We start from the raw sequence: 19385 nt of genomic DNA, 5'->3' as shown, positions 1-19385 counted from the left end.
CAACGATGGCACCTCCCCTGTTCTGTTTTAGAGTGGTTCGCATGAAATTACGTAAGAAAAGCGTCAAACCCATCGGTTTGAAAGACATCACCATCGTCGACGACGCCAAGATGCGCAAGGCGATCACCGCCGCCGCACTGGGTAACGCCATGGAATGGTTCGACTTCGGCGTCTACGGGTTTGTCGCCTACGTCTTGGGCAAGGTGTTTTTCCCCGGTGCCTCCCCCAGCGTACAAATGATCGCCGCACTGGCGACCTTCTCCGTGCCGTTCCTGATTCGGCCCCTGGGCGGTCTGTTCTTCGGCGCCCTGGGGGATAAATACGGACGCCAGAAAGTCCTCGCCGCGACCATTGTGATCATGTCGCTGAGCACCTTCGCCATCGGCCTGATTCCTGGGTATGCCTCCATCGGCATCTGGGCACCGATCCTGTTGCTGCTGTGCAAAATGGCCCAGGGTTTCTCGGTGGGTGGTGAATACACCGGCGCCTCGATTTTTGTCGCCGAATACGCGCCGGACCGCAAGCGCGGCTTCCTTGGCAGCTGGCTGGACTTCGGCTCCATCGCCGGTTTTGTGTTGGGTGCCGGTGTAGTGGTGCTGATCTCCACGGTGCTCGGCGAGGCCGACTTCGAGGCCTGGGGCTGGCGCCTGCCGTTCTTCCTCGCCCTGCCCCTGGGCATGATCGGCCTGTACCTGCGCCACGCACTGGAAGAAACCCCGGCGTTCCAACAGCATGTCGACAAGCTCGAACAAGGCGACCGCGAAGGCCTGACCCACGGCCCCAAAGTATCCTTCAAGGAAATCGCCACCAAGCATTGGCGCAGCCTGCTGACCTGCATCGGCATTGTCGCGGCCACCAACGTGACGTACTACATGCTGCTCACGTACATGCCGAGCTACCTGTCCCATAACCTGCATTACCCTGAAAACAGCGGCGTGCTGATCATCATCGCGATCATGGTCGGCATGCTGTTCGTGCAGCCTTTCATTGGCTTTGTCAGCGACAAGATCGGCCGCAAGCCCTTCATCATCGCCGGCAGTATCGGTCTGCTGTTCCTGTCCATCCCCGCATTCATGCTGATTACCAGCGGCAAGACCGGCCTGATCTTCGGCGGCCTGTTGATCCTGGCGGTGGTACTGAACTTCTTTATCGGCGTGATGGCTTCGACATTGCCCGCGATGTTCCCCACCCACCTGCGCTACAGCGCGCTGGCCAGTGCCTTCAACGTCTCGGTGTTGATCGCCGGTGTCACCCCCACTGCTGTGGCCTGGCTGGTGGAGAGCACCAACGACCTGTACATGCCCGCCTACTACCTGATGGTATTTGCCGTGATCGGCCTGATCACCGGCCTGACCATGAAGGAAACCGCCAACAAACCCCTGCGCGGCGCCGCGCCGGCCGCTTCCGATATGGAAGAAGCCAAGGAACTACTGCAGGAACATCACGACAATATCGAGCAGAAAATCGAAGACATCGACGCCGAGATTGCCGAGTTGGAAGCCAAGCGCCAGAATCTGGTCCAGCAGCATCCGCGTATCAATTAAGACCTGACCAAGCGTGGCGGCAAGGGCCGCCACGCCACTGGAGTGTTCAACCATGCTTGCAAGCTTCACCGATACACACTCGTTACTCAGCGCCGACGAACGCGCTGCCATCGCCGAAATCGAAGCCACCACCAGCATTCTGCAATTGGTCACCCGCCTGACCGGCATGCGCTTTGCCGGCATCGCCAAGTTCACCGACCTGGAATGGATCGTCTGCTCGGTGCACGACACCGCCGACATGGGCATTCACGTCGACGACGTGCTCGACCTGGAAACCACCCTCTGCAGCGAGTTCTGCATCAACCCGCAGACCCTGTTCATCCCGCAGGTCAGCGCCAATGGTCGTTTAGCCACCCGCCCGGTGGTCAAGCAATACGCCATCGAGAGCTACGCCGGCGCGCCGATCTTCCTGCCGGATGGTCGCCTGTTCGGCGCGCTGTGTGCGCTGGATTCCCGGGCGATGCTGTTTGACGACCCCAACCTGCCGGAAACCCTCAGCCTGTTTGCGCGGCTGATCGGCTGCATTTTCTACGCTAACTTGACGACAACGGATCAGTGACCAGCGCTTTGCCGCGCAGCATGGCCATATCGCGCTTGGGCGGCACACCAAACAGCCGGCTGTATTCGCGACTGAACTGCGACGGGCTTTCATAGCCGACCTTGAACGCTGCGCTGGACACGTCCCGATGCTCGTTCAACATCAAGCGCCGCGCCTCGTTGAGGCGCAGCCATTTCTGATACTGCAACGGGCTCATCGCCGTCAGCTGGCGAAAGTGATGGTGAAAGGTCGCCGCGCTCATCTGCACGCGCGCGGCCAACTCCTCTACGCGGAGCGGCACGTCGTAATTGAGCTTGAGCCAGTCGATCGCCCGCGCAATCCGATAACCCTGCCCGTCCACAGAACAGATCTGGCGCAGTCGGCCGGCCTGGTCGCTCTGCAATAGCCGGAAGTGAATCTCGCGTTGGATCAAGGGCGCGAGCACCGCTATCGCTTCGGGCTCATCAAGCAATTCAACCAGGCGCGCAAAGGATGCGAGCATGGCGCCGGTCACGACCCCAATCCCCACGCCTTTCATCACCGCCCGCTCCCGCGTTGGCGGCAACTCCCCCTGGGCGATCAGCTCGGCGAGGATGCGCAGGTCGAGCTTGAAGGTCAGGCCCAGGCACGGGCGGGTCGGGCTGGCAACCAGCACTTCGGAGTTGGCCGGTATATCCAGCGACGTGACCAGAAATCGCGCCGTGTCATACGGGTACCCTTCGCCGCCGACCCACAGCCGCTTCTCACCCTGGGCAACCAGCACGATGCTCGGCTCGACCATGCACACCACGGGTGTCGCTGGCTGCTCACGCCGATAAAAGCCCAGGCCGGGGATGGACATGGGGTAGTCGCCGGGTACGCCGACCCTTGAGCCGATGGCGTGGACCAGCAAGTCCAGGGGCGTTTGGTTGATCTTCATAAAGGGCCCTTTTCTCTGATCGTTGGACTTTACCCCTACCGGACCGCTTGCGTCCCCGCCAACCCGCCAGACTCAGAGGATCAGGCAAGTAATCCACTGGAACGCACTACAGAACCGTGGGCCACGTCGGGAAAATGTGCCGACCCCCTTCTCAAGGATCCACCCATGAAAAGCCTCTTGCTCACCCTGAGTCTGCTGGTGATTTCGTTCTCTTCTCTGGGAGCCGACATGTCCAACGGTGCAAACAACTTCTACACAAGCGACAAGGTGACCGTCGAAAAAGTCACCTTCAACAATCAATACGGCATGCCGGTGGCGGGCAACCTGTTCGTGCCCAAACAGCTCGCCCCGGCCTCGAAAAATGCCGCGCTGATCGTCGGCCACCCGATGGGCGCCGTCAAAGAACAGAGCGCCAACCTCTACGCCACCAAAATGGCCGAACAGGGCTTTGTCACCCTCTCGCTGGACCTGTCGTTCTGGGGCGAAAGCGCAGGCACACCACGCAATGCGGTGCTGCCCGACCTCTACGCCGAAGACTTCAGCGCCGCCGTGGACTTCCTCGGCACCCGGCCACTGGTCGACCGTGAGCGCATCGGCGTGATCGGCATCTGCGGCAGCGGCAGCTTTGCCATCGCGGCGGCAAAGATCGACCCTCGCCTCAAGGCCATTGCCACGGTCAGCATGTACGACATGGGTGCCGCCAACCGCAACGGTCTCAAGCACGGCATGACAACGGAACAACGCCGGCAGGTACTGGTGCAGGCGGCCAACCAGCGTTACGTGGAATTCCAGGGCGGCGAGACCCTCTACACCAGCGGCACGCCGCTCAAGCGGACCGGCAACCCGATTGGCGATGAGTTTTTCGATTTCTACCGCACACCGCGCGGCGAAGTCACACCGGCCGGCGCGTCGCCGCAGACCACCACCATGCCGACGCTGACCAGCAACGTGAAGTTCATGAACTTCTACCCGTTCAACGACATCGAGACGATTTCGCCTCGCCCGCTGTTGCTGATTGCCGGTGCCGATGCGCACTCCCTTGAGTTCAGCGAAGACGCCTACCACCGCGCCGCCGAGCCCAAGGAACTGGTGATCATCCCGAACGCCGGCCATGTGGACCTCTACGACCGGGTCAATCTGATCCCCTTCGCCAAGCTCACCAGCTTCTTCGACAGTCACTTGAAGTGATCTCGATAAACCCTCATGCGCCAGGCCGGGGCATACTGAACGCCCAGCAGATAGCGTTGGGGTGCAAAGCGCCCCTGATGAAGACGAATGCCGTGTATCAGACACTTCTCTGCGTCTGGTTTTGGGGCTGCTACGCAGCCCAACGCGGGACAAGCCCGCTCGCCACAGGAAGCAGATGCAGGAGTGGAGCGGGTACGGCGACAGCGTTCCGGTGAAGCCGTGCTCCAGCGCGAATAACGCCCCCTGACAACCTAATTATTCGGCCCAGACAGCCGATACCCAGGCATATCCCTTACTTGCAGCGACGTCCTGCGGGAAATATGCCGAACTCTCTCGCCCCCATTGTGCGCAAGCTCTCCAATCGCACCAGCCTGTCGCTGGCACGTACATCGCTGTTCAATTTCGTGGCCTTGCTGGCCTTGGTGTTCGCAGCCGCCGCCTACTCCCTGGTTTACCTCGCGCACGAACTGGACCATTCCGAACAGGAGGAAAGCGCGTTTTATACCCGCAAAGCCGTACAGTCCCTGGAAAAATCCCTGCGGGTGACCGTCAAGGACTACGCCTTCTGGAGCGATGCCTACAAGCACCTGCACATGAAGGTGGACACCGATTGGGCCTACGCGCGCGGCAATGTCGGGGCCACGTTGTATCAGGACTTCGGTTTTCAAGGCCTGTTTGTGGTCAACAACGACAATCGCACGGTTTACTCGGTGATCAAGGGCGAGCTGCAAAACATCGAACTCTCGCAGTGGCTCGACCAACCCCTGACCGAGATCATCGAGCAGGCGCGCGCAGGGGCTGAAAACGAAACACCGGTCACGGCCTTCATTAACGTACACGGCAGTCCCGCGCTGGTGGCCGCCGCCGCGATCACGCCCGGCACCGACCCCACGGTCGAGCCCGATGGCCGGCCAGCCTCGGTATTGATCTTCGTCGACGTCCTCAACAGCGCCAAACTGACGGCGATCGGCGATGAGTTCGGCGTGGGCAAGCTGCACGTCGCCACACCCGACGATATCGGCAATACCCTGGTTTTCCCTCTGGGCGATAACGGCGCCGCCGGCAGCCTGCACTGGGAACCTGCGCGACCCGGCCTGCGCTTGATGGGCGTAGGCCTGCCGCTGCTGGGGCTGGCCGCGCTGCTGGTGTGCCTGATGACCTGGGTGATTCTGCGCCGTGCCACTGCCGCCGCCCTCGCCCTGGATGCCAGCCACGCCTCACTGCTGGACAGCCAGAACGCCCTGGCGACCAGCGAAGCACGCTTTCGCGATGTGGTGGAGGCGAGTTCCGACTGGGTCTGGGAAATCGATGCCGGCTGGCGTTTTACCTACCTGTCGGAACGTTTCGAAAGCGTCACCGGCCTGGCCCGGCAAGCCTGGCTCGGCGCCGCGATGAGCGACCTGCTGGACACCGAAGCCGACCTGCTGTCGCAATGGTTGAGCACCCCGGGTCGGCGCGTGGACGTCAGTGTGCAGTGCCGCTATATCGATGCCCAGGGACAGGAGCGCACCACCCGGCTGTCGGCGCGGGAAATGCCCTGCGGCGGGTTTCGCGGCACGGCCACCGACGTGACCGAAGAAGTCGAATCCCGTCGGCGCATCGAATACCTGTCCGAACACGACGCCCTCACCGGGTTGCCCAATCGCACACGCCTGCAAGCCTTCCTGGACGGCAAACTGAAGACCCTGCCCAGCGCCGAACAACCGCTGGTGATGCTCAGCCTCGACCTGGACCGGTTCAAGCCGGTCAATGATCTGCTCGGCCACGCCGCCGGTGATCGGGTGCTCAATGAAGTATCCGCCCGCCTGGCCGCCTGCGTGCGCCACGGTGACCTGGTGGCCCGCGTCGGCGGCGATGAGTTTGTGTTGATCCTCAGCGAAGCCGGGACCCAGGACGAAGTCGAAAGCCTGTGCAGGCGCTTGATCGGGTCCATCGAGCAGGCGATCAAAATTGACGAACAAGAGGTGTTTATCAGCGCCAGTATCGGCATTGCCATGGCACCCAACGACGCCAGCGATGCCACCGAACTGCTGCGCTATGCCGATATTGCGCTGTATGAGGCCAAGGCTGCCGGGCGCAATACCTGGCGCTTTTACTCCGGGGAAATGAATACGCGGATCATCGAGCGGCGGCGCCTGGAGAGCGATCTGCGCTTTGCGATCAAGCACGCCGAACTGCGCCTGCACTTCCAACCGCGCTATCGCATTGCCGATGGACAGATGGTGGGGGCCGAAGCCCTGGTGCGCTGGCAGCATCCGGTGCGCGGCCTGATCGCGCCGGACACCTTTATTCCGATTGCCGAAGAGTCGGGGCTGATCCTGTCGCTGAGCGACTGGGTGCTCGAAACCGCGTGTGCCTGTGCGGCCCAGTGGCCGGACACGCTGTTCGTCTCGGTGAACCTGTCACCCACCGAGTTCAAGCGCGGCAACCTGGTGGAGCGCGTGCGTTACGCCCTGGACGCCTACGGCATCGACCCTGCGCGCCTGGAGCTGGAAATAACCGAAAGCGTCATGCTCGAGGACGCCGTCGGCGCACTTGAGGTGATGCGCACGCTCAAGCAACTGGGCATCCGCATTGCCATGGATGACTTCGGCACCGGCTATTCGTCCCTGAGCTACCTGCGTGCGTTCCCGTTCGACGGGTTGAAAATCGACCGCAGTTTCCTGACCCGGCTGGAGGAAAGTGCCGACGACAAGGCGATCATCCAAGCCATCGTCGGACTGGGCCGCGCCCTGGCGCTGACGGTGACCGCCGAGGGCATTGAAACCGCCGAACACCTGGCCCTGCTCAAGGCCGTGGACTGTGAAGAGGGCCAAGGCTACTTCCTCAGTCGGCCGTTGGACCTCAACGCCTTCAATGGCCTGCTGGACGCGTATAGCGACGGCGTCAGCGGAAAAAATGACTCGGCGTCTTGCCAAACTGTTTCTTGAACATGCTGGTAAAGGCGCTTGGGCTTTCGTAGCCCAGCTCCAGGGCCACGTCGATAATCTTCTGCCCCACCGCAATGCGCTCCAGCGCCAGCAGCAGCCGCGCCTGCTGGCGCCATTGGCCGAAGGTCATGCCGGTTTCCTTGCGGAACAGGCGCTGGATGGTTTTCTGGTCGAGGGCCAGGCGCTCGCTCCAATCCGCCACCGTGGAGGCATCGCCCGGGTCATCCTGCCACGCCAGGCAGATCTGGTTGATTCGCGGGTCGGCCGGCTGCGGCAACGACAGCGGCAAGGCGGGCAACAGCGCGAGTTCGTCGAGGATCAAGTGCATGATGCGCGCATCCCGTGAGTCTTCGGCATACGGTGGTTTCAGACTCACCGAGGCCTTGATCAGCTCGCTCAGCAGCGGCGAAATACTCACCGCCTTGGTCTCGGTCGGCAGGTTGGGGAAACTGTCGGGGCGCACAAATACGCTGCGCATCTTCAACGCGCCCACACAGCGCAGCGAGTGCACCCGCCCGCTGGGCATCCAGAAGCCGCGATTGGGCGGCACCGTCCATTGGTTGTGCGCCGAATGCACCACCATCACGCCTTCGGTGGCGTAGAGTAATTGGTGCTTCTCGTGGCTGTGCTCGGGGATCACCCAATTTTCTGGATAATCGGTGGCCGAACTGATGACGGCCCAGGCGCCCTCATCGATCTCCTGCAGAAATTTATCCAGTGATTTGATCATTTCGCCCTTTTTACGATGGTTGCCTCCCGAATTACGCGAGACAGGCATTCTTGGCGAATCTAGCATAAGCTCTGAAACAAATTGAAATGGGCAGCGAGCTTAAGTACTCGCTGCCCCAGTTCGCTGCCTTGTATGGAATGCCTGCATGTCGACCTTGACCGCATCACCTGCCGCCACCTCGAGTCCGCCTCAAGTAAGCCCGTTAGTCATGCGTATCCTCGGCGCCTGCGCCCTGGCGCACCTGATCAATGACCTGATCCAGGCCGTATTGCCGTCGATCTACCCGATGCTCAAAGCCAATTATGGGCTGAGCTTTACCCAGGTCGGCCTGATCACCCTGACCTTCCAACTGACCGCCTCGCTGCTGCAACCCTGGATCGGCTACCACACCGACCGGCATCCCAAGCCGTGGCTGCTGCCGGCAGGCATGGTCTGCACCCTGGTGGGCATCCTGATGCTGGCGTTTGTCGGCAGCTTCCCGGCGATCCTGCTGGCGGCAGCCCTGGTGGGCGTCGGCTCATCGACCTTCCACCCGGAAACCTCGCGCGTCGCGCGCCTGGCCTCCGGCGGGCGCTATGGCCTGGCGCAATCGACCTTCCAGGTCGGCGGCAACACCGGCAGCGCGTTGGGGCCGTTGCTTGCCGCGGCGATCATCATTCCCTATGGCCAGGGCAACATCGCCTGGTTCGGGCTGTTTGCCGTGTTCGCGATCCTGGTGCTGTATGGCTTGAGCCGCTGGTACCGCAACCACCTCAACCTGTTCAAGCTCAAGCAAGGCGGCAAAGCCACCCACGGCTTGTCCAAAGGCCGCGTGACGTTTGCCCTGGTGGTGCTGGCGGTGCTGGTGTTCTCCAAGTACTTCTACATGACCAGCCTGACCAGCTACTTCACGTTCTACCTGATTGAAAAATTCCACCTGTCGGTATCGAGTTCGCAGATGTACCTGTTCCTGTTCCTCGGTGCGGTGGCCGTGGGCACCTTCGCGGGCGGACCGATCGGCGACAAGATCGGGCGCAAGAAGGTCATCTGGTTCTCGATCCTCGGCGCCGCGCCGTTCACCCTGGCCCTGCCCTACGTCGACCTGTTCTGGACGGCCGTGCTCAGTGTGGTGATCGGTTTTATCCTCGCCTCGGCGTTCTCGGCCATCGTGGTGTTCGCCCAGGAACTGGTGCCCGGCAACGTCGGCATGATCGCCGGGATATTCTTCGGCCTGATGTTCGGTTTCAGCGGTATCGGTGCGGCACTGCTCGGACTGGTCGCCGACAGCCACGGCATCGAGTACGTCTACACACTGTGCTCATTCCTGCCGCTGGTGGGCATCCTGACGATACTGCTGCCGTCGACCAAAGGCGTCTAGACCGCCGATCATCGGATGGCTGTGTGCCATTATCCTTTGTGCTCTGAAAAACCTGCGTGTGCGCTTACAATCCCGGTCTAAACGCACACCCAGGCAGACCCGGCACGAAATGACGCTCGACCCTCCCACGATTTTGGCACTTACCGTTGCCCTGGCCGCCGCTGCCGCCCTGTACCTGGCCATCGAATGGCGCAGCGTACGCGAACCTTCGCTGCTGTTCTGGAGCGCCGGTTTCGCCATCATCACCGTCGGCTCCACCCTGGCCCTGCTGCGCATCAATGGCTACTTGCTCATCGGCATCTGGTTTGCCAACGGCTTGCTGATAGGTGCGCACTGCCTGTTTCTGCTCGGAGTCGCGCGCTTTACCCAGGTACGGCTGTCACCGCTGTGGTGCCTGATGCTGGGCGTCTGGCTGGGCATGCTGATGCTTCCGACCGACCTGCCATGGTCCAAAGCCATGTTGGGCGTGCAGTCGTTGCTGGTGGCACTGCCGACTTTGCGCGCCAGTTTCCTGCTGCGACCCCATGGCAAATCGCTGAGCATCGGCGCGGTGCAACTGCGTTATGTGCTGCTGGTCCACGGGGTTTTCTACCTGGCCAAGGCGCTGTCGGTGGTGATCCCCGGCACCTTGATCGACCTCGCCGCGTTCAAGGGCGAAATCATCCAGGTGTCCCTGGTGGAAGGCGCCATGGCGATCATGCTGATTGCGCTGTCGATGACCGGCTCCGAACGCTACCGTCGCGAACAGCAGATCGCCCGCCTCGCCGCCCGCGACCCGCTCACCGCCCTCTACAACCGCCGCGCCCTCGACCTGCGCGCGCCGCGCCTGCTGGCCCAGGTGTCGGCGCAACAACCGGGCGCCCTGCTGCTGATCGACATCGACAACTTCAAGTCGGTCAACGACCTCCACGGCCATACCGCCGGCGACCGTGTGCTGATCGCCTTGAGCGAGATGATTCGCGCCGTCGTGCCCCGAGGCGCGCTGGCTGCGCGTTTGGGCGGTGATGAGTTTGTGATCCTGCTCAACCCGGCCTCGACCGAGCAGATCGTCGAACTGGGCAGCAGCCTGCGCGAGCAGTTTCAGCAACTGGCCGCGCAAACCTTCGCCACGCCCGCGCCCGTGACCCTGAGCATCGGCGCCACCCTGTTCGACCAGCCGCCGGCCAGCCTGGCGGCGTTGATCGAACTGGGCGATACCACGCTGTATGAGTCCAAGCGTGGCGGACGGGATAGCATTCGGTTGGTGGATCGGACGGGGTCTGGTTCCTACAGCGAAAGGTCGTAATTGACTGCCACACTGCGCCCCGTCCTCACCGACTCCAACGCACAATCCGCCAGATGCAGTGCATACAACCCATCGCGCACGCTGGTGGGCAGTGCCTGGCCGTTGTTCAGCGCATCGATAAACTGGGTCAGCTCATTGCGATAGGCATCCGCGTAACGCTCCAGAAAGAAGTGCTGCAACGGTTCCAGCGCTTCGGTGTGGTCGGCGCTCCAGTGGCGCAGGGTGCTGGGGCGATGGTTGTCGGTGAGCAGCACACCCAGCGCGCCGGACACCTCCACCCGCTGGTCGTAGCCGTACACCGCCTGGCGGCAGCAGTTGATATGGCATTGCTTGCCGGAGGCGGTGCGCAGCAGGACCATCACACTGTCGTAGTCGTCGATCTGTTCCAGGCTCGGGTCCACCAGGCGGCTGGCGATGGCGCTGACCTCCACCGGTTCCTCGCCGAGCAGGTGGCGGGCGGTGTCGAAGTCGTGGATGGTCATGTCGCGCAGGATGCCGCCGGAGTGTTCCAGGTAGTCGCGCGGGGCCAGGCCTGGGTCGCGGCTGGTGATGATCACTTGGCGCACTGCGCCGATCTGGCCGGCATCCAGGGCCTGGCGCAGGCGCAGCATGTCGGGGTCGAAGCGGCGATTAAAGCCGAGCATCACCTTGCCACCCTGGCGCTCCACGGCCTGGGCGGCGCTGCGGGCCTTGGCAATATCAAGGTCGATGGGCTTCTCGCACAGTACCGCCTTGCCCTCGGCGACCGCCGCCAACAGCAGGTCGATATGGGTGTCGGTAGGGGTGCCGATAACCACGGCGTCGATGTCTTTGCGCGTGAGGACGGCGGCGCAATCGTAGGCCGCCTCGCAGCCCAGTTGGCTGCTGAGCGCATCGACGCCTTCGCGCCAGGGATCGGCCACCAGCACCAGCGTGGCATTCGGGTGGGTGGCGACATTGGCGGCGTGGATCTTGGCGATGCGCCCGGCACCTAGGACGGCGATACGTAGCATGGTTGAACTCCTGATCTTGTTGTTTGGGGGGAGTGCTCAGTCCGGCAGGTTGAACGGGGTGACGATCTGCACCTGTGACGGTGCAATCGGCCCGGCCTTCCACAACCGGTGATATTGCAGGATGTGCAGGAACACGTGGCGGGCATCGATCTGCAGGTTGTGATCGATGATCGCGGCGATTTTTTCGTCCAGCAGCAGTTGGCGGTTTTCTTCGTCGAGGTCGTGGCCGATAAACACCTCCAGCGGGCGATCAAGGGCGGCGAAGGCATCGACAATCGCACGGTTGCCGCCGCCGACGCTGTACACCGCCTTGAGGTCGGGATGCTGTTGCAGCGCCTGGGTGACCCGCTCGAAGGTGCGCGGGTACACGCCATAGCCGCCGCTGACATCCAGCACCCGCAAGTGCGGGGCACGCCCGCGCAGCCAGGCACGAAAACCCATCTCGCGCTCTTCTTCGCCACGGAACAACTCGCTGCCGATCACCACCGCCACGTCCTGGGGCAACGCCGGCAGCCAGCGTGACATCAGATAGGCGGCGGTCTGGCCGGCGGTGCGGTTGTCCATGCCGACGTAGCCGATACGCTCGCTTTGCGGCAAGTCCGTCACCAAGGTCACCACCGGGATGCCCGCTGCGATCAGATGCTTGACGGCCTGGTTCACCGCCGGTTCGTCGGCGGCCTTGAGCACCACGCCCTGGCTGCCGGTGTCGAGGCAGCGCAGCAACTGATCGTGCATGGCCTGGGGTTCGATTTCTTCGAACAGGTGAAAACGCGGGGCGATACGAAACGGAGCCAGGCTAGCCAGTTGCGCGGTGATCGCCGCCTGCACCGCGGCGCTGAAGCGCTGGGGCGTGTGCATGATCACGTCGACATGGAAGGTGCGCCCTACCGCCAGGCCGTTTTTTTCCTGGGACTCCAGCTCATCCAGCGCCTGCTCGATACGTCGACGGGTCTGGGCATGCACGCTGCCGCGCTGGTGCAGCACGCGGTCAACCGTGGCCTTGCTCACGCCCGCCTGGGTCGCGAGCTGCTTGATGGAGAAGTGTTTGGCGCGTTCGAGCATGGGTTTTGCCTGAGGTGTTTATGAGGTCTTTTTTGGGTATTACTGAGGTTTTGCAATGCTAGTCTCAGTTTTGTCCGGCGTCGAGCCGGGCAACCAAAACAACAACAATCCAGGAGAACCCCATGCCCCATGCCGACCTCGTCACCTCGTTCAGCGGCCAATATTTTGTCGTCACCGGCAGCACCCAGGGCCTGGGCGCCGCCGTGGCCCATACCCTGGCCCGACGTGGCGCCGCCGGGCTGATCATTTGCGGGCGCCGCCGCGCCCAGGGTGAAGAACAGGTGCGGCAATTGGCGCAGCTGGATTGCCAGGCGTTTTTTGTCGAAGCCGACCTGGAAAAGGTCGAGGACTGCCGCGCGATCATCGAGGCTGCCCGCACCCACTTCGGCACCTTGCATGGCCTGGTGAACTGCGCCGGGATGTCGGATCGCGGCACCATTGTCGATACCTCGCCGGAGTTGTTCGACCGGCTGATGGCGGTGAATGTGCGGGCGCCGTTTTTCCTCATGCAGGACGCCTTGAAGTTAATGATCAGCCAGGGCGTGGAAGGCGCCATGGTGAATATCCAGAGCATCACCGGTCATGGCGGACAATCGTTCCTTTGCGCGTATGCGGCGTCCAAAGGTGCGCTGGCGATCCTGACCAAGAACGTGGCGTTCAGTGCGATGCGCAACCGTATCCGCGTCAACGGCCTGAACATCGGCTGGATGGACACCCCCCATGAAGATGAGATCCAGCGCCAGTACCACGGTGCCCAGGACGGTTGGCTGACTGAGGCTGAGCGCGCGCAGCCGTTCGGTCGCCTGCTCAAGCCCGAAGAGGTGGCGCAAAGCGTGGCGTTCCTGCTGTCGCGCGAGTCGGGAATGATGACCGGCTCGGTGATCGACCTGGAGCAAGGCGTGGTCGGCTGCACCGACAGCGGCAGCCCGCAGCCCTTCAAGGCCCTGAGCCTGGGGGGTGAGTGATGTCGGCATTTGCGAAAGCGCACGATGTACGCATTGAGGATTTCAGGCGGATTTGCGCACAACAAGCGCGTGCCGAGGACTATCCCCTGGCCGCTGAAGTGCTCAGCAACGTGCCGGTCTATCAGGCCCGCAACTTGCGCAACAGCGACCGCCCCACGGTGATGAATGAACTGCACCGGTTGTTTCGTGACGGACCGGGCGTAATGGTGGTGCGTCGCGCCTATGAGGACCTGGAAGTGGTGGATCGCCACAGCCAGGTGTTTGAGGCGATCTTCGCCCATGAGGCCGCCCAAGGCGTGGCCGCCGACCACTTTGCCAAGGCCGGCAGTAACGGGCGTATCTGGAATTCACTGCAGAAGGCCGCGCTGCAGTCGCCGCAATCCTTTGTCGAGTATTACGCTAACCCGCTGCTGGGATTGATCGCCGAGGCGTGGCTGGGCCCGAGCTATCAGGTGACGGCGCAAGTGAACGTTGTGCACCCCGGAGGCCAGGCGCAACAGCCGCACCGTGATTATCACCTGGGCTTCCAGACCACGGATGTCGTGGAGCGCTTTCCCCTGCCCTTGCATGTGCTATCCCAGTACCTGACGTTGCAAGGCGCCGTGGCCCATTCGGAGATGCCGCTGGAAAGCGGCCCCACCCAGTTGCTGCCGTTTTCCCAGCAATACGCGCTGGGGTACCTGGCCTGGCGGCGCCCCGAGTTTATCGATCACTTCCAGCAGCACGCCGTGCAATTACCGCTGAACAAGGGCGACCTATTGTTCTTCAACCCGGCGCTGTTCCACGCCGCCGGCACCAACCGCACGACCGGCCACCAGCGCATGGCCAACCTGCTGCAAATCTCCTCGGCCTTCGGCAAGCCCATGGAGGCCCTCGACCGCGACCGCATGATGCTGGCGGTCTACCCGGCCCTGCTGGCCAATACCGCCCTGGATGCCCAGGCGATTGCAGCGGTGGTGGCCTGCACCGCCGACGGCTATTCCTTCCCCACCAACCTCGACACCGACCCACCCTTGCAGGGCCTGGCGCCGCAAACCGGGCAACAGCTGATGCTGCAAGCCCTCGACGAACGCTGGGCGCACGCGGACTTCGCCGCCGCCGTGACGCAGCTGCGGGCCAAGCGCCAGGCGTAATGCTTTAACAACAACAAAAACAACGGAGCACAACCATGAAGAAGCAACTCCTTGCGGCACTCTTGACGCTCGCCATCACCCCCTGGGCGCTGGCCGATATACGTATCGGCGTGAGCATCGCCCAGGTCGACGACGTATTTCTCGCGCAAATGCGTGACTACATGGCCGCCCACGCCAAGGAACTGCCCGGCGTGACCCTGCAATTCGAAGACGCCCAGGGCGACGTGGTGCGTCAGCTTAACCAGGTGCAGAACTTCACCGCCCAGGGCATGGACGCGATCATCGTCAACGCCGTAGATACCGCCGCCACACAGAAAATGACCGTCAATGCGCAGCAAGCCAAGATCCCATTGGTGTACGTCAACCGCCGTCCCGAATTCAAGGAAGTGCCGCCGGGGGTGGGGTATGTCGGCTCGGATGAGATCAAGGCCGGCGAGATCCAGATGCGCTACCTGGCCGAGAAGATGGGTGGCAAGGGCAACCTGGCGATCATGCTCGGGCTGCTGTCCAACAACGCCACCCACAACCGTACGCTGGGGGTCAAAAACGTGCTCAAGGACTATCCCGACATCAAGATCGTCGAGGAACAGAGCGCCGAATGGCAGCGCAGCAAGGCGATTGACCTGATGAACAATTGGATCGTGTCCGGGCGCAAAATCGACGCCGTGGCAGCGAATGCCGATGAAATGGCAATTGGCGCGGCCATGGCGATCAGCCAGGCCGGCATGCAACCGGGCAAGGATATTCTGGTGGCCGGCAGCGATGGCGGCGCGGCCGGTTTGGACGCAGTGAAGAAAGGCCAGTTGGTGGTGACGGCGTACCAGGACAACAAAGGGCAGGCAGTGGGCTCGATTGACCTGGCGGTGAAGATGGTCAAGAAACAGCCGTATGACGCTGAGCTGACCATTCCTTACCAGCAGATCACCAAGGACAACTACCAGGCATTCCTCAACCCATAAACGGTTATCCTAATGCCAGTCAGTGAATCACCTTCGTTTAACTGAACGACGTTAGGGCTTGCCACAAAAACCGGGGGTGTCGCTGCGGTTCATCGCAATGCGTAAAGCACCATTGCACCCAGCCCGAACAGGCACGCCACCCCCAGCCCATACGCCAGCGTGCGCCACGGCTGCCATCCCGCCAGATACATCAGCGTATGGGCCATCCGCGCCAGGGTGAAACCGCCGAACAACCAGGCCGTGGGCTCACCGGCAGTGCCCAGCGCCACACACAAGCCACCGAGCACGAAGAACATCGGGATATTCTCCAGGTCATTGGCCCAGGCCCTGGACGCCCGACTCACCTGGGGTAACTCCACGGGATGTGCAGCACGCTTGAAGACCGCCGCATCCTCACGGTTGGTGAACGCCAGCCCGCGAAGCCGGAAAAATCCCTGATAGCAGGAAATGCCAAACATCTTCAGGCACAGCACCAGCACGCACAGGGCGTAAATGTGCAACAGCTCATTCATCCCGAAATCCCTTCAGCACGATGTAGAGCAACGGCCCCACCGAGACGAACACCGCCGTCAGCAAGAAGTACGGCAGCACCGACGCCAGCGACCGCCCCCGCGACCGTGCATCCCGGTACATCCACACGCAGGCCAGTACGGCCATCAGGTACAGGTCGATGACGACCTGTGCGGTGTCAGGGCGCGATATCAACTCTTGCCCGAAGGCCAGCAACGATTGCTCGGCCGTGAGCAGCGTGAACAGGGTGTACAGCGAAAAGCCCAGCAGAGCGGCGAGTGCCAGATAAGGTTTGTGCATGGTCTGTTCCTTGACGTGATCGAGGCCCACCCTAGTGATAAGGTTGCCCCCCTCGCAATGACCTCGGAGGTCATAGTCACGCCATGGATAACCCCGCTACTGCCGGCGAACATCTGCGCCAGCTACGCCGACAGGCTGGTCTGAGCCAACTTGACCTGGCCCTGATGACCGGCGTGTCCCAGCGCCACCTCAGTTGCCTCGAAACCGGCCGCGCCAAGCCGAGCCCAGGTACGTTGCATCACCTGCTCAGCGCGCTGGAAACACCGCTGGAGCAGTGCAACCGCGTGTTCCTCGCCGCCGGTTTTGCGCCCCGCTATACCGCTACCCCGCTCGCCTCCCCGGCCATGGCCGCAATTCGCGAGGCGGTCAGCCATGTACTGCACGCCAACAACCCGGCCCCGGCGATCCTGCTGGGCAGCCATTGGGAGGTGCTGGCGGCGAATGCCAGTACTGGCGTGCTGTTGGGGCTGGTGGGGGTCACGCCGCCAATGGAAGGCCTGAACCTGCTGACCACCCTGCTGCAACCCGGTGGCCTGGGCGACCACCTGATCAACGCTGAAGAAATCCGCACCCTGGCCTGGCAACGGGCAAGCCGCGAGGCGTTGGGCAATCCGGTATTGGCCGCTCTACTGGCGAGCTTGCCCGCCCCCGCCCACACAACACCACCGCCGGAAATGCCGCCGCTGGTGTTGACCCGCCTGCATTCCAGTCGGGGGGAGCTGAATTTCCTGTCCACCTTCACCACCTTCGGCATGCCCCAGGACATCACCCTCACCTCCCTGCGCATCGAACATCTGATTCCCGCTGACGACGTCACCTGGCAGGTGATGCGCGCCGCCTATGGGGAAAATGCCGCACTGGTTTTGTGAAATATCTGTACGTAGACTGCCGCCATACCTCAACTTAAGGCGGCGAAGAAAACGTCATGCAAGTTACCGAAGTCTCCATTGCCCAATTGCGCGCGGCGCTCGAATCCGGCCAGACCACGGCCGTTGAACTGGTCCAGGCTTACCTTGCGCGGATCGATGCTTACGACGGCCCGCAGACCGCTACCGCCCTCAACGCCGTCGTCGTGCGTAACCCCGAAGCCCTGAAGGAAGCCGAGGCCTCCGATGCACGCCGGGCCAAGGGCGAAACCTTGGGGCCATTGGATGGCATTCCCTACACCGCCAAGGACAGCTACCTGGTCAAAGGGCTGACGGCCGCCTCGGGCAGCCCGGCCTTTGCCAGCCTTGTCGCCCAGCGCGATGCGTTCACCATCGAGCGCCTGCGCGCCGGTGGCGCCATCTGCCTGGGCAAGACCAACATGCCGCCGATGGCCAATGGCGGCATGCAGCGCGGCGTATATGGCCGCGCGGAAAGCCCGTATAACGCCGACTACCTCACCGCGCCGTTCGCCTCCGGCTCATCCAACGGTGCCGGCACCGCCACCGCCGCCAGCTTTGCCGCCTTCGGCCTGGCGGAAGAAACCTGGTCCAGCGGCCGTGGCCCGGCGTCCAACAATGGCCTGTGCGCCTACACCCCGTCCCGTGGGGTGATTTCGGTGCGCGGCAACTGGCCGTTGACCCCGACCATGGACGTGGTAGTTCCCTACGCCCGCACCATGGCCGACCTGCTGGAAGTGCTCGACGTGGTGGTGGCCGACGACCCGGACACCCGTGGCGACCTGTGGCGCCTGCAGCCGTGGGTGCCGATCCCCAGCGTCGCCTCGGTGCGCCCGGCGTCTTACGCTGAACTGGCGGTCAACACTGAAGCCCTGGCCGGCAAACGCTTCGGCGTGCCGCGCATGTACATCAATGCCGACCCCGAGGCCGGCACCAGCGAGAAGCCCGGCATCGGCGGCCCGACCGGGCAGAAAATCAACACCCGGGCCAGCGTGATCGACTTGTGGAAAGACGCACGCCAGGCCCTTGAAGCGGCCGGCGCAGAAGTCATCGAGGTGGATTTCCCGCTGGTGTCCAACTGCGAAGGCGACCGCCCAGGCGCGCCGACCGTGTTTACCCGTGGCCTGGTGTCCAAGGAATTCCTGCACGATGAGCTGTGGGAACTGTCGGCCTGGGCCTTCGATGATTTCCTGCGCGCCAACAACGATCCGGCCCTGAACCGCCTGGCCGATGTGGACGGGCCGAAGATCTTCCCCCACGACCCCGGCACCTTGCCCAACCGTGAAGACGACCTCGCAGCCGGCATGGACGAGTACGTGCGCATGGCCGAGCGCGGCATCACCCCGTGGAACGAGATCAGCACCGTCCCCGACGGCCTGCGCGGCCTGGAGCAAACCCGGCGGATCGACCTGGAAGACTGGATGGATAAGCTTGGCCTCGACGCGGTGCTGTTCCCCACCGTGGCCGATGTAGGCCCTGCGGATGCCGATGTGAACGAAGCCAGTGCGGACATTGCCTGGAGCAACGGTGTGTGGGTGGCCAACGGCAACCTCGCCATCCGCCACCTGGGCGTGCCTACCGTCACCGTGCCCATGGGCGTGATGGCGGACATCGGCATGCCGGTCGGGCTGACCTTCGCCGGGCGGGCCTACGAGGATTCAGCGTTGCTGCGGTTTGCGGCGGCGTATGAAGCCACCGGCAGCAAACGCCTGATCCCGCCGCGCACGCCGCCACTGGCGACACACTAACTGATTCACTGTGGGAGGGGGCCTGCTCCCGACGAGGGAGTGTCAGTTGATGCATCTGTGGCTGAACTACTGCAATCGGGAGCAAGCCCCCTCCCACATTTGGAACTGCATATATCAGGTAGATCTCGGTCTGCTTTTGCTCTGGCTTTTGCAGTCTTCGAGCCGACCGGAGTTGTCACTGGTGTACTCGGTTAAGTGTGGGAGAGGGCTTGCTCCCGATGAGGGAGTGTCAGTTGATGCATCTGTGGCTGACCCACTGCCATCGGGAGCAAGCCCCCTCCCACATTTGGATCTGCATATATCAGGTAGATCTCGGTCTGCTTTTGCTCTGGCTTTTGCAG

17 protein-coding genes are annotated in these 19385 nt (G+C 62.7%); 11 read left to right on the top strand and 6 right to left on the bottom strand.

From position 1 onward, the window contains the following. Positions 1–41: 41 nt before the first annotated feature. Together proP and AD670_RS15365 are read left to right on the top strand one after the other, a co-directional pair. On the top strand, positions 42–1544 hold the full coding sequence (gene proP / locus AD670_RS15370; protein ID WP_053133830.1) for a glycine betaine/L-proline transporter ProP: 1503 nt from the start codon (positions 42–44) through the stop codon (positions 1542–1544). Between the two features lie 52 nt (positions 1545–1596). Further along, on the top strand, positions 1597–2103 hold the full coding sequence (locus AD670_RS15365; protein WP_053133827.1) for a GAF domain-containing protein: 507 nt from the start codon (positions 1597–1599) through the stop codon (positions 2101–2103). On the opposite strand, the gene AD670_RS15360 is transcribed toward AD670_RS15365, so the two are convergent. After that, positions 2078–3001 (bottom strand): AraC family transcriptional regulator, encoded by a 924-nt coding sequence (locus AD670_RS15360; RefSeq protein ID WP_053133824.1) that lies wholly within the window; start codon positions 2999–3001, stop codon positions 2078–2080. The genes AD670_RS15365 and AD670_RS15360 overlap by 26 nt on opposite strands. Positions 3002–3166: 165 nt before the next feature. Here AD670_RS15360 and AD670_RS15355 point away from each other — a divergent pair, with 165 nt between their 5' ends. Both AD670_RS15355 and AD670_RS15350 read left to right on the top strand, forming a co-directional pair. Next, positions 3167–4189, top strand: a complete 1023-nt coding sequence (locus AD670_RS15355; RefSeq protein WP_053133821.1) for an alpha/beta hydrolase — start codon at positions 3167–3169, stop codon at positions 4187–4189. A 320-nt stretch (positions 4190–4509) separates the two neighbouring features. Next, on the top strand, positions 4510–7119 hold the full coding sequence (locus tag AD670_RS15350; protein ID WP_053133818.1) for an EAL domain-containing protein: 2610 nt from the start codon (positions 4510–4512) through the stop codon (positions 7117–7119). Here the strand turns inward: AD670_RS15350 and AD670_RS15345 are convergent. After that, positions 7076–7897, bottom strand: coding sequence for a helix-turn-helix transcriptional regulator (locus AD670_RS15345; protein WP_053133815.1), 822 nt, complete (start codon positions 7895–7897; stop codon positions 7076–7078). The two genes, AD670_RS15350 and AD670_RS15345, sit on opposite strands and share 44 nt — an antisense overlap. A 97-nt stretch (positions 7898–7994) precedes the next feature. Between AD670_RS15345 and AD670_RS15340 the strand changes: the two genes are divergently transcribed. Next, positions 7995–9206, top strand: coding sequence for an MFS transporter (locus AD670_RS15340; protein WP_053133812.1), 1212 nt, complete (start codon positions 7995–7997; stop codon positions 9204–9206). A 109-nt stretch (positions 9207–9315) separates the two neighbouring features. After that, a complete protein-coding gene (locus AD670_RS15335; RefSeq protein WP_053133809.1) occupies positions 9316–10491 on the top strand; it encodes a GGDEF domain-containing protein in 1176 nt (391 codons plus the stop codon). Here the strand turns inward: AD670_RS15335 and iolG are convergent. Continuing rightward, positions 10473–11483 (bottom strand): inositol 2-dehydrogenase, encoded by a 1011-nt coding sequence (iolG, locus tag AD670_RS15330; protein ID WP_053133807.1) that lies wholly within the window; start codon positions 11481–11483, stop codon positions 10473–10475. The genes AD670_RS15335 and iolG overlap by 19 nt on opposite strands. A 36-nt stretch (positions 11484–11519) precedes the next feature. After that, complete coding sequence (locus AD670_RS15325) at positions 11520–12545, bottom strand: LacI family DNA-binding transcriptional regulator (RefSeq protein ID WP_053133804.1); 1026 nt, start codon at positions 12543–12545, stop codon at positions 11520–11522. Between the two features lie 122 nt (positions 12546–12667). On the opposite strand from AD670_RS15325, the gene AD670_RS15320 reads away from it, so the two are divergent. From AD670_RS15320 to AD670_RS15310, 3 genes are read left to right on the top strand one after another with little or no spacing between them, the layout of a single operon-like run. Continuing rightward, on the top strand, positions 12668–13510 hold the full coding sequence (locus tag AD670_RS15320) for an SDR family oxidoreductase (RefSeq protein ID WP_053133801.1): 843 nt from the start codon (positions 12668–12670) through the stop codon (positions 13508–13510). Continuing rightward, a complete protein-coding gene (locus AD670_RS15315) occupies positions 13510–14643 on the top strand; it encodes a phytanoyl-CoA dioxygenase family protein (protein WP_053133798.1) in 1134 nt (377 codons plus the stop codon). The genes AD670_RS15320 and AD670_RS15315 overlap by 1 nt, the downstream gene beginning before the upstream one ends. A 35-nt stretch (positions 14644–14678) precedes the next feature. Further along, positions 14679–15602 carry a sugar ABC transporter substrate-binding protein gene (locus tag AD670_RS15310; protein WP_053133794.1) on the top strand — a complete coding sequence of 308 codons (924 nt, stop codon included), beginning with the start codon at positions 14679–14681 and terminating at the stop codon, positions 15600–15602. A gap of 89 nt (positions 15603–15691) precedes the next feature. Here AD670_RS15310 and AD670_RS15305 read toward each other — a convergent pair whose 3' ends face one another. Both AD670_RS15305 and AD670_RS15300 read right to left on the bottom strand, forming a co-directional pair. After that, the gene (locus AD670_RS15305) at positions 15692–16114 is read right to left on the bottom strand and encodes an MAPEG family protein (protein WP_053133791.1); all 423 of its coding nucleotides are present in this window, start codon (positions 16112–16114) and stop codon (positions 15692–15694) included. Then, positions 16107–16412 carry a DUF2834 domain-containing protein gene (locus tag AD670_RS15300; RefSeq protein WP_053133788.1) on the bottom strand — a complete coding sequence of 102 codons (306 nt, stop codon included), beginning with the start codon at positions 16410–16412 and terminating at the stop codon, positions 16107–16109. The genes AD670_RS15305 and AD670_RS15300 overlap by 8 nt, the downstream gene beginning before the upstream one ends. Positions 16413–16495: 83 nt before the next feature. Between AD670_RS15300 and AD670_RS15295 the strand changes: the two genes are divergently transcribed. Beyond that, complete coding sequence (locus AD670_RS15295) at positions 16496–17281, top strand: helix-turn-helix domain-containing protein (protein WP_053133784.1); 786 nt, start codon at positions 16496–16498, stop codon at positions 17279–17281. Between the two features lie 56 nt (positions 17282–17337). Then, positions 17338–19044, top strand: coding sequence for an amidase (locus AD670_RS15290; RefSeq protein ID WP_053133782.1), 1707 nt, complete (start codon positions 17338–17340; stop codon positions 19042–19044). Positions 19045–19385 lie beyond the last annotated feature (341 nt).

This window comes from Pseudomonas sp. MIACH, from assembly GCF_001269925.1.
Classification (GTDB): Bacteria; Pseudomonadota; Gammaproteobacteria; order Pseudomonadales; family Pseudomonadaceae; genus Aquipseudomonas.
Note: the sequence above shows the minus strand (reverse complement) of the source record. Positions and strands in the feature narration are given on the sequence as shown.

Bases quoted from the DNA above. Each gene is read 5' to 3' on its own strand.
- proP (WP_053133830.1), top strand. From the start codon at position 42: ATGAAATTACGTAAGAAAAGCGTCAAACCCATCGGTTTGAAAGACATC.
- AD670_RS15365 (WP_053133827.1), top strand. From the start codon at position 1,597: ATGCTTGCAAGCTTCACCGATACACACTCGTTACTCAGCGCCGACGAA.
- AD670_RS15360 (WP_053133824.1), bottom strand. From the start codon at position 3,001: ATGAAGATCAACCAAACGCCCCTGGACTTGCTGGTCCACGCCATCGGC.
- AD670_RS15355 (WP_053133821.1), top strand. From the start codon at position 3,167: ATGAAAAGCCTCTTGCTCACCCTGAGTCTGCTGGTGATTTCGTTCTCT.
- AD670_RS15350 (WP_053133818.1), top strand. From the start codon at position 4,510: ATGCCGAACTCTCTCGCCCCCATTGTGCGCAAGCTCTCCAATCGCACC.
- AD670_RS15345 (WP_053133815.1), bottom strand. From the start codon at position 7,897: ATGCCTGTCTCGCGTAATTCGGGAGGCAACCATCGTAAAAAGGGCGAA.
- AD670_RS15340 (WP_053133812.1), top strand. From the start codon at position 7,995: ATGTCGACCTTGACCGCATCACCTGCCGCCACCTCGAGTCCGCCTCAA.
- AD670_RS15335 (WP_053133809.1), top strand. From the start codon at position 9,316: ATGACGCTCGACCCTCCCACGATTTTGGCACTTACCGTTGCCCTGGCC.
- iolG (WP_053133807.1), bottom strand. From the start codon at position 11,483: ATGCTACGTATCGCCGTCCTAGGTGCCGGGCGCATCGCCAAGATCCAC.
- AD670_RS15325 (WP_053133804.1), bottom strand. From the start codon at position 12,545: ATGCTCGAACGCGCCAAACACTTCTCCATCAAGCAGCTCGCGACCCAG.
- AD670_RS15320 (WP_053133801.1), top strand. From the start codon at position 12,668: ATGCCCCATGCCGACCTCGTCACCTCGTTCAGCGGCCAATATTTTGTC.
- AD670_RS15315 (WP_053133798.1), top strand. From the start codon at position 13,510: ATGTCGGCATTTGCGAAAGCGCACGATGTACGCATTGAGGATTTCAGG.
- AD670_RS15310 (WP_053133794.1), top strand. From the start codon at position 14,679: ATGAAGAAGCAACTCCTTGCGGCACTCTTGACGCTCGCCATCACCCCC.
- AD670_RS15305 (WP_053133791.1), bottom strand. From the start codon at position 16,114: ATGAATGAGCTGTTGCACATTTACGCCCTGTGCGTGCTGGTGCTGTGC.
- AD670_RS15300 (WP_053133788.1), bottom strand. From the start codon at position 16,412: ATGCACAAACCTTATCTGGCACTCGCCGCTCTGCTGGGCTTTTCGCTG.
- AD670_RS15295 (WP_053133784.1), top strand. From the start codon at position 16,496: ATGGATAACCCCGCTACTGCCGGCGAACATCTGCGCCAGCTACGCCGA.
- AD670_RS15290 (WP_053133782.1), top strand. From the start codon at position 17,338: ATGCAAGTTACCGAAGTCTCCATTGCCCAATTGCGCGCGGCGCTCGAA.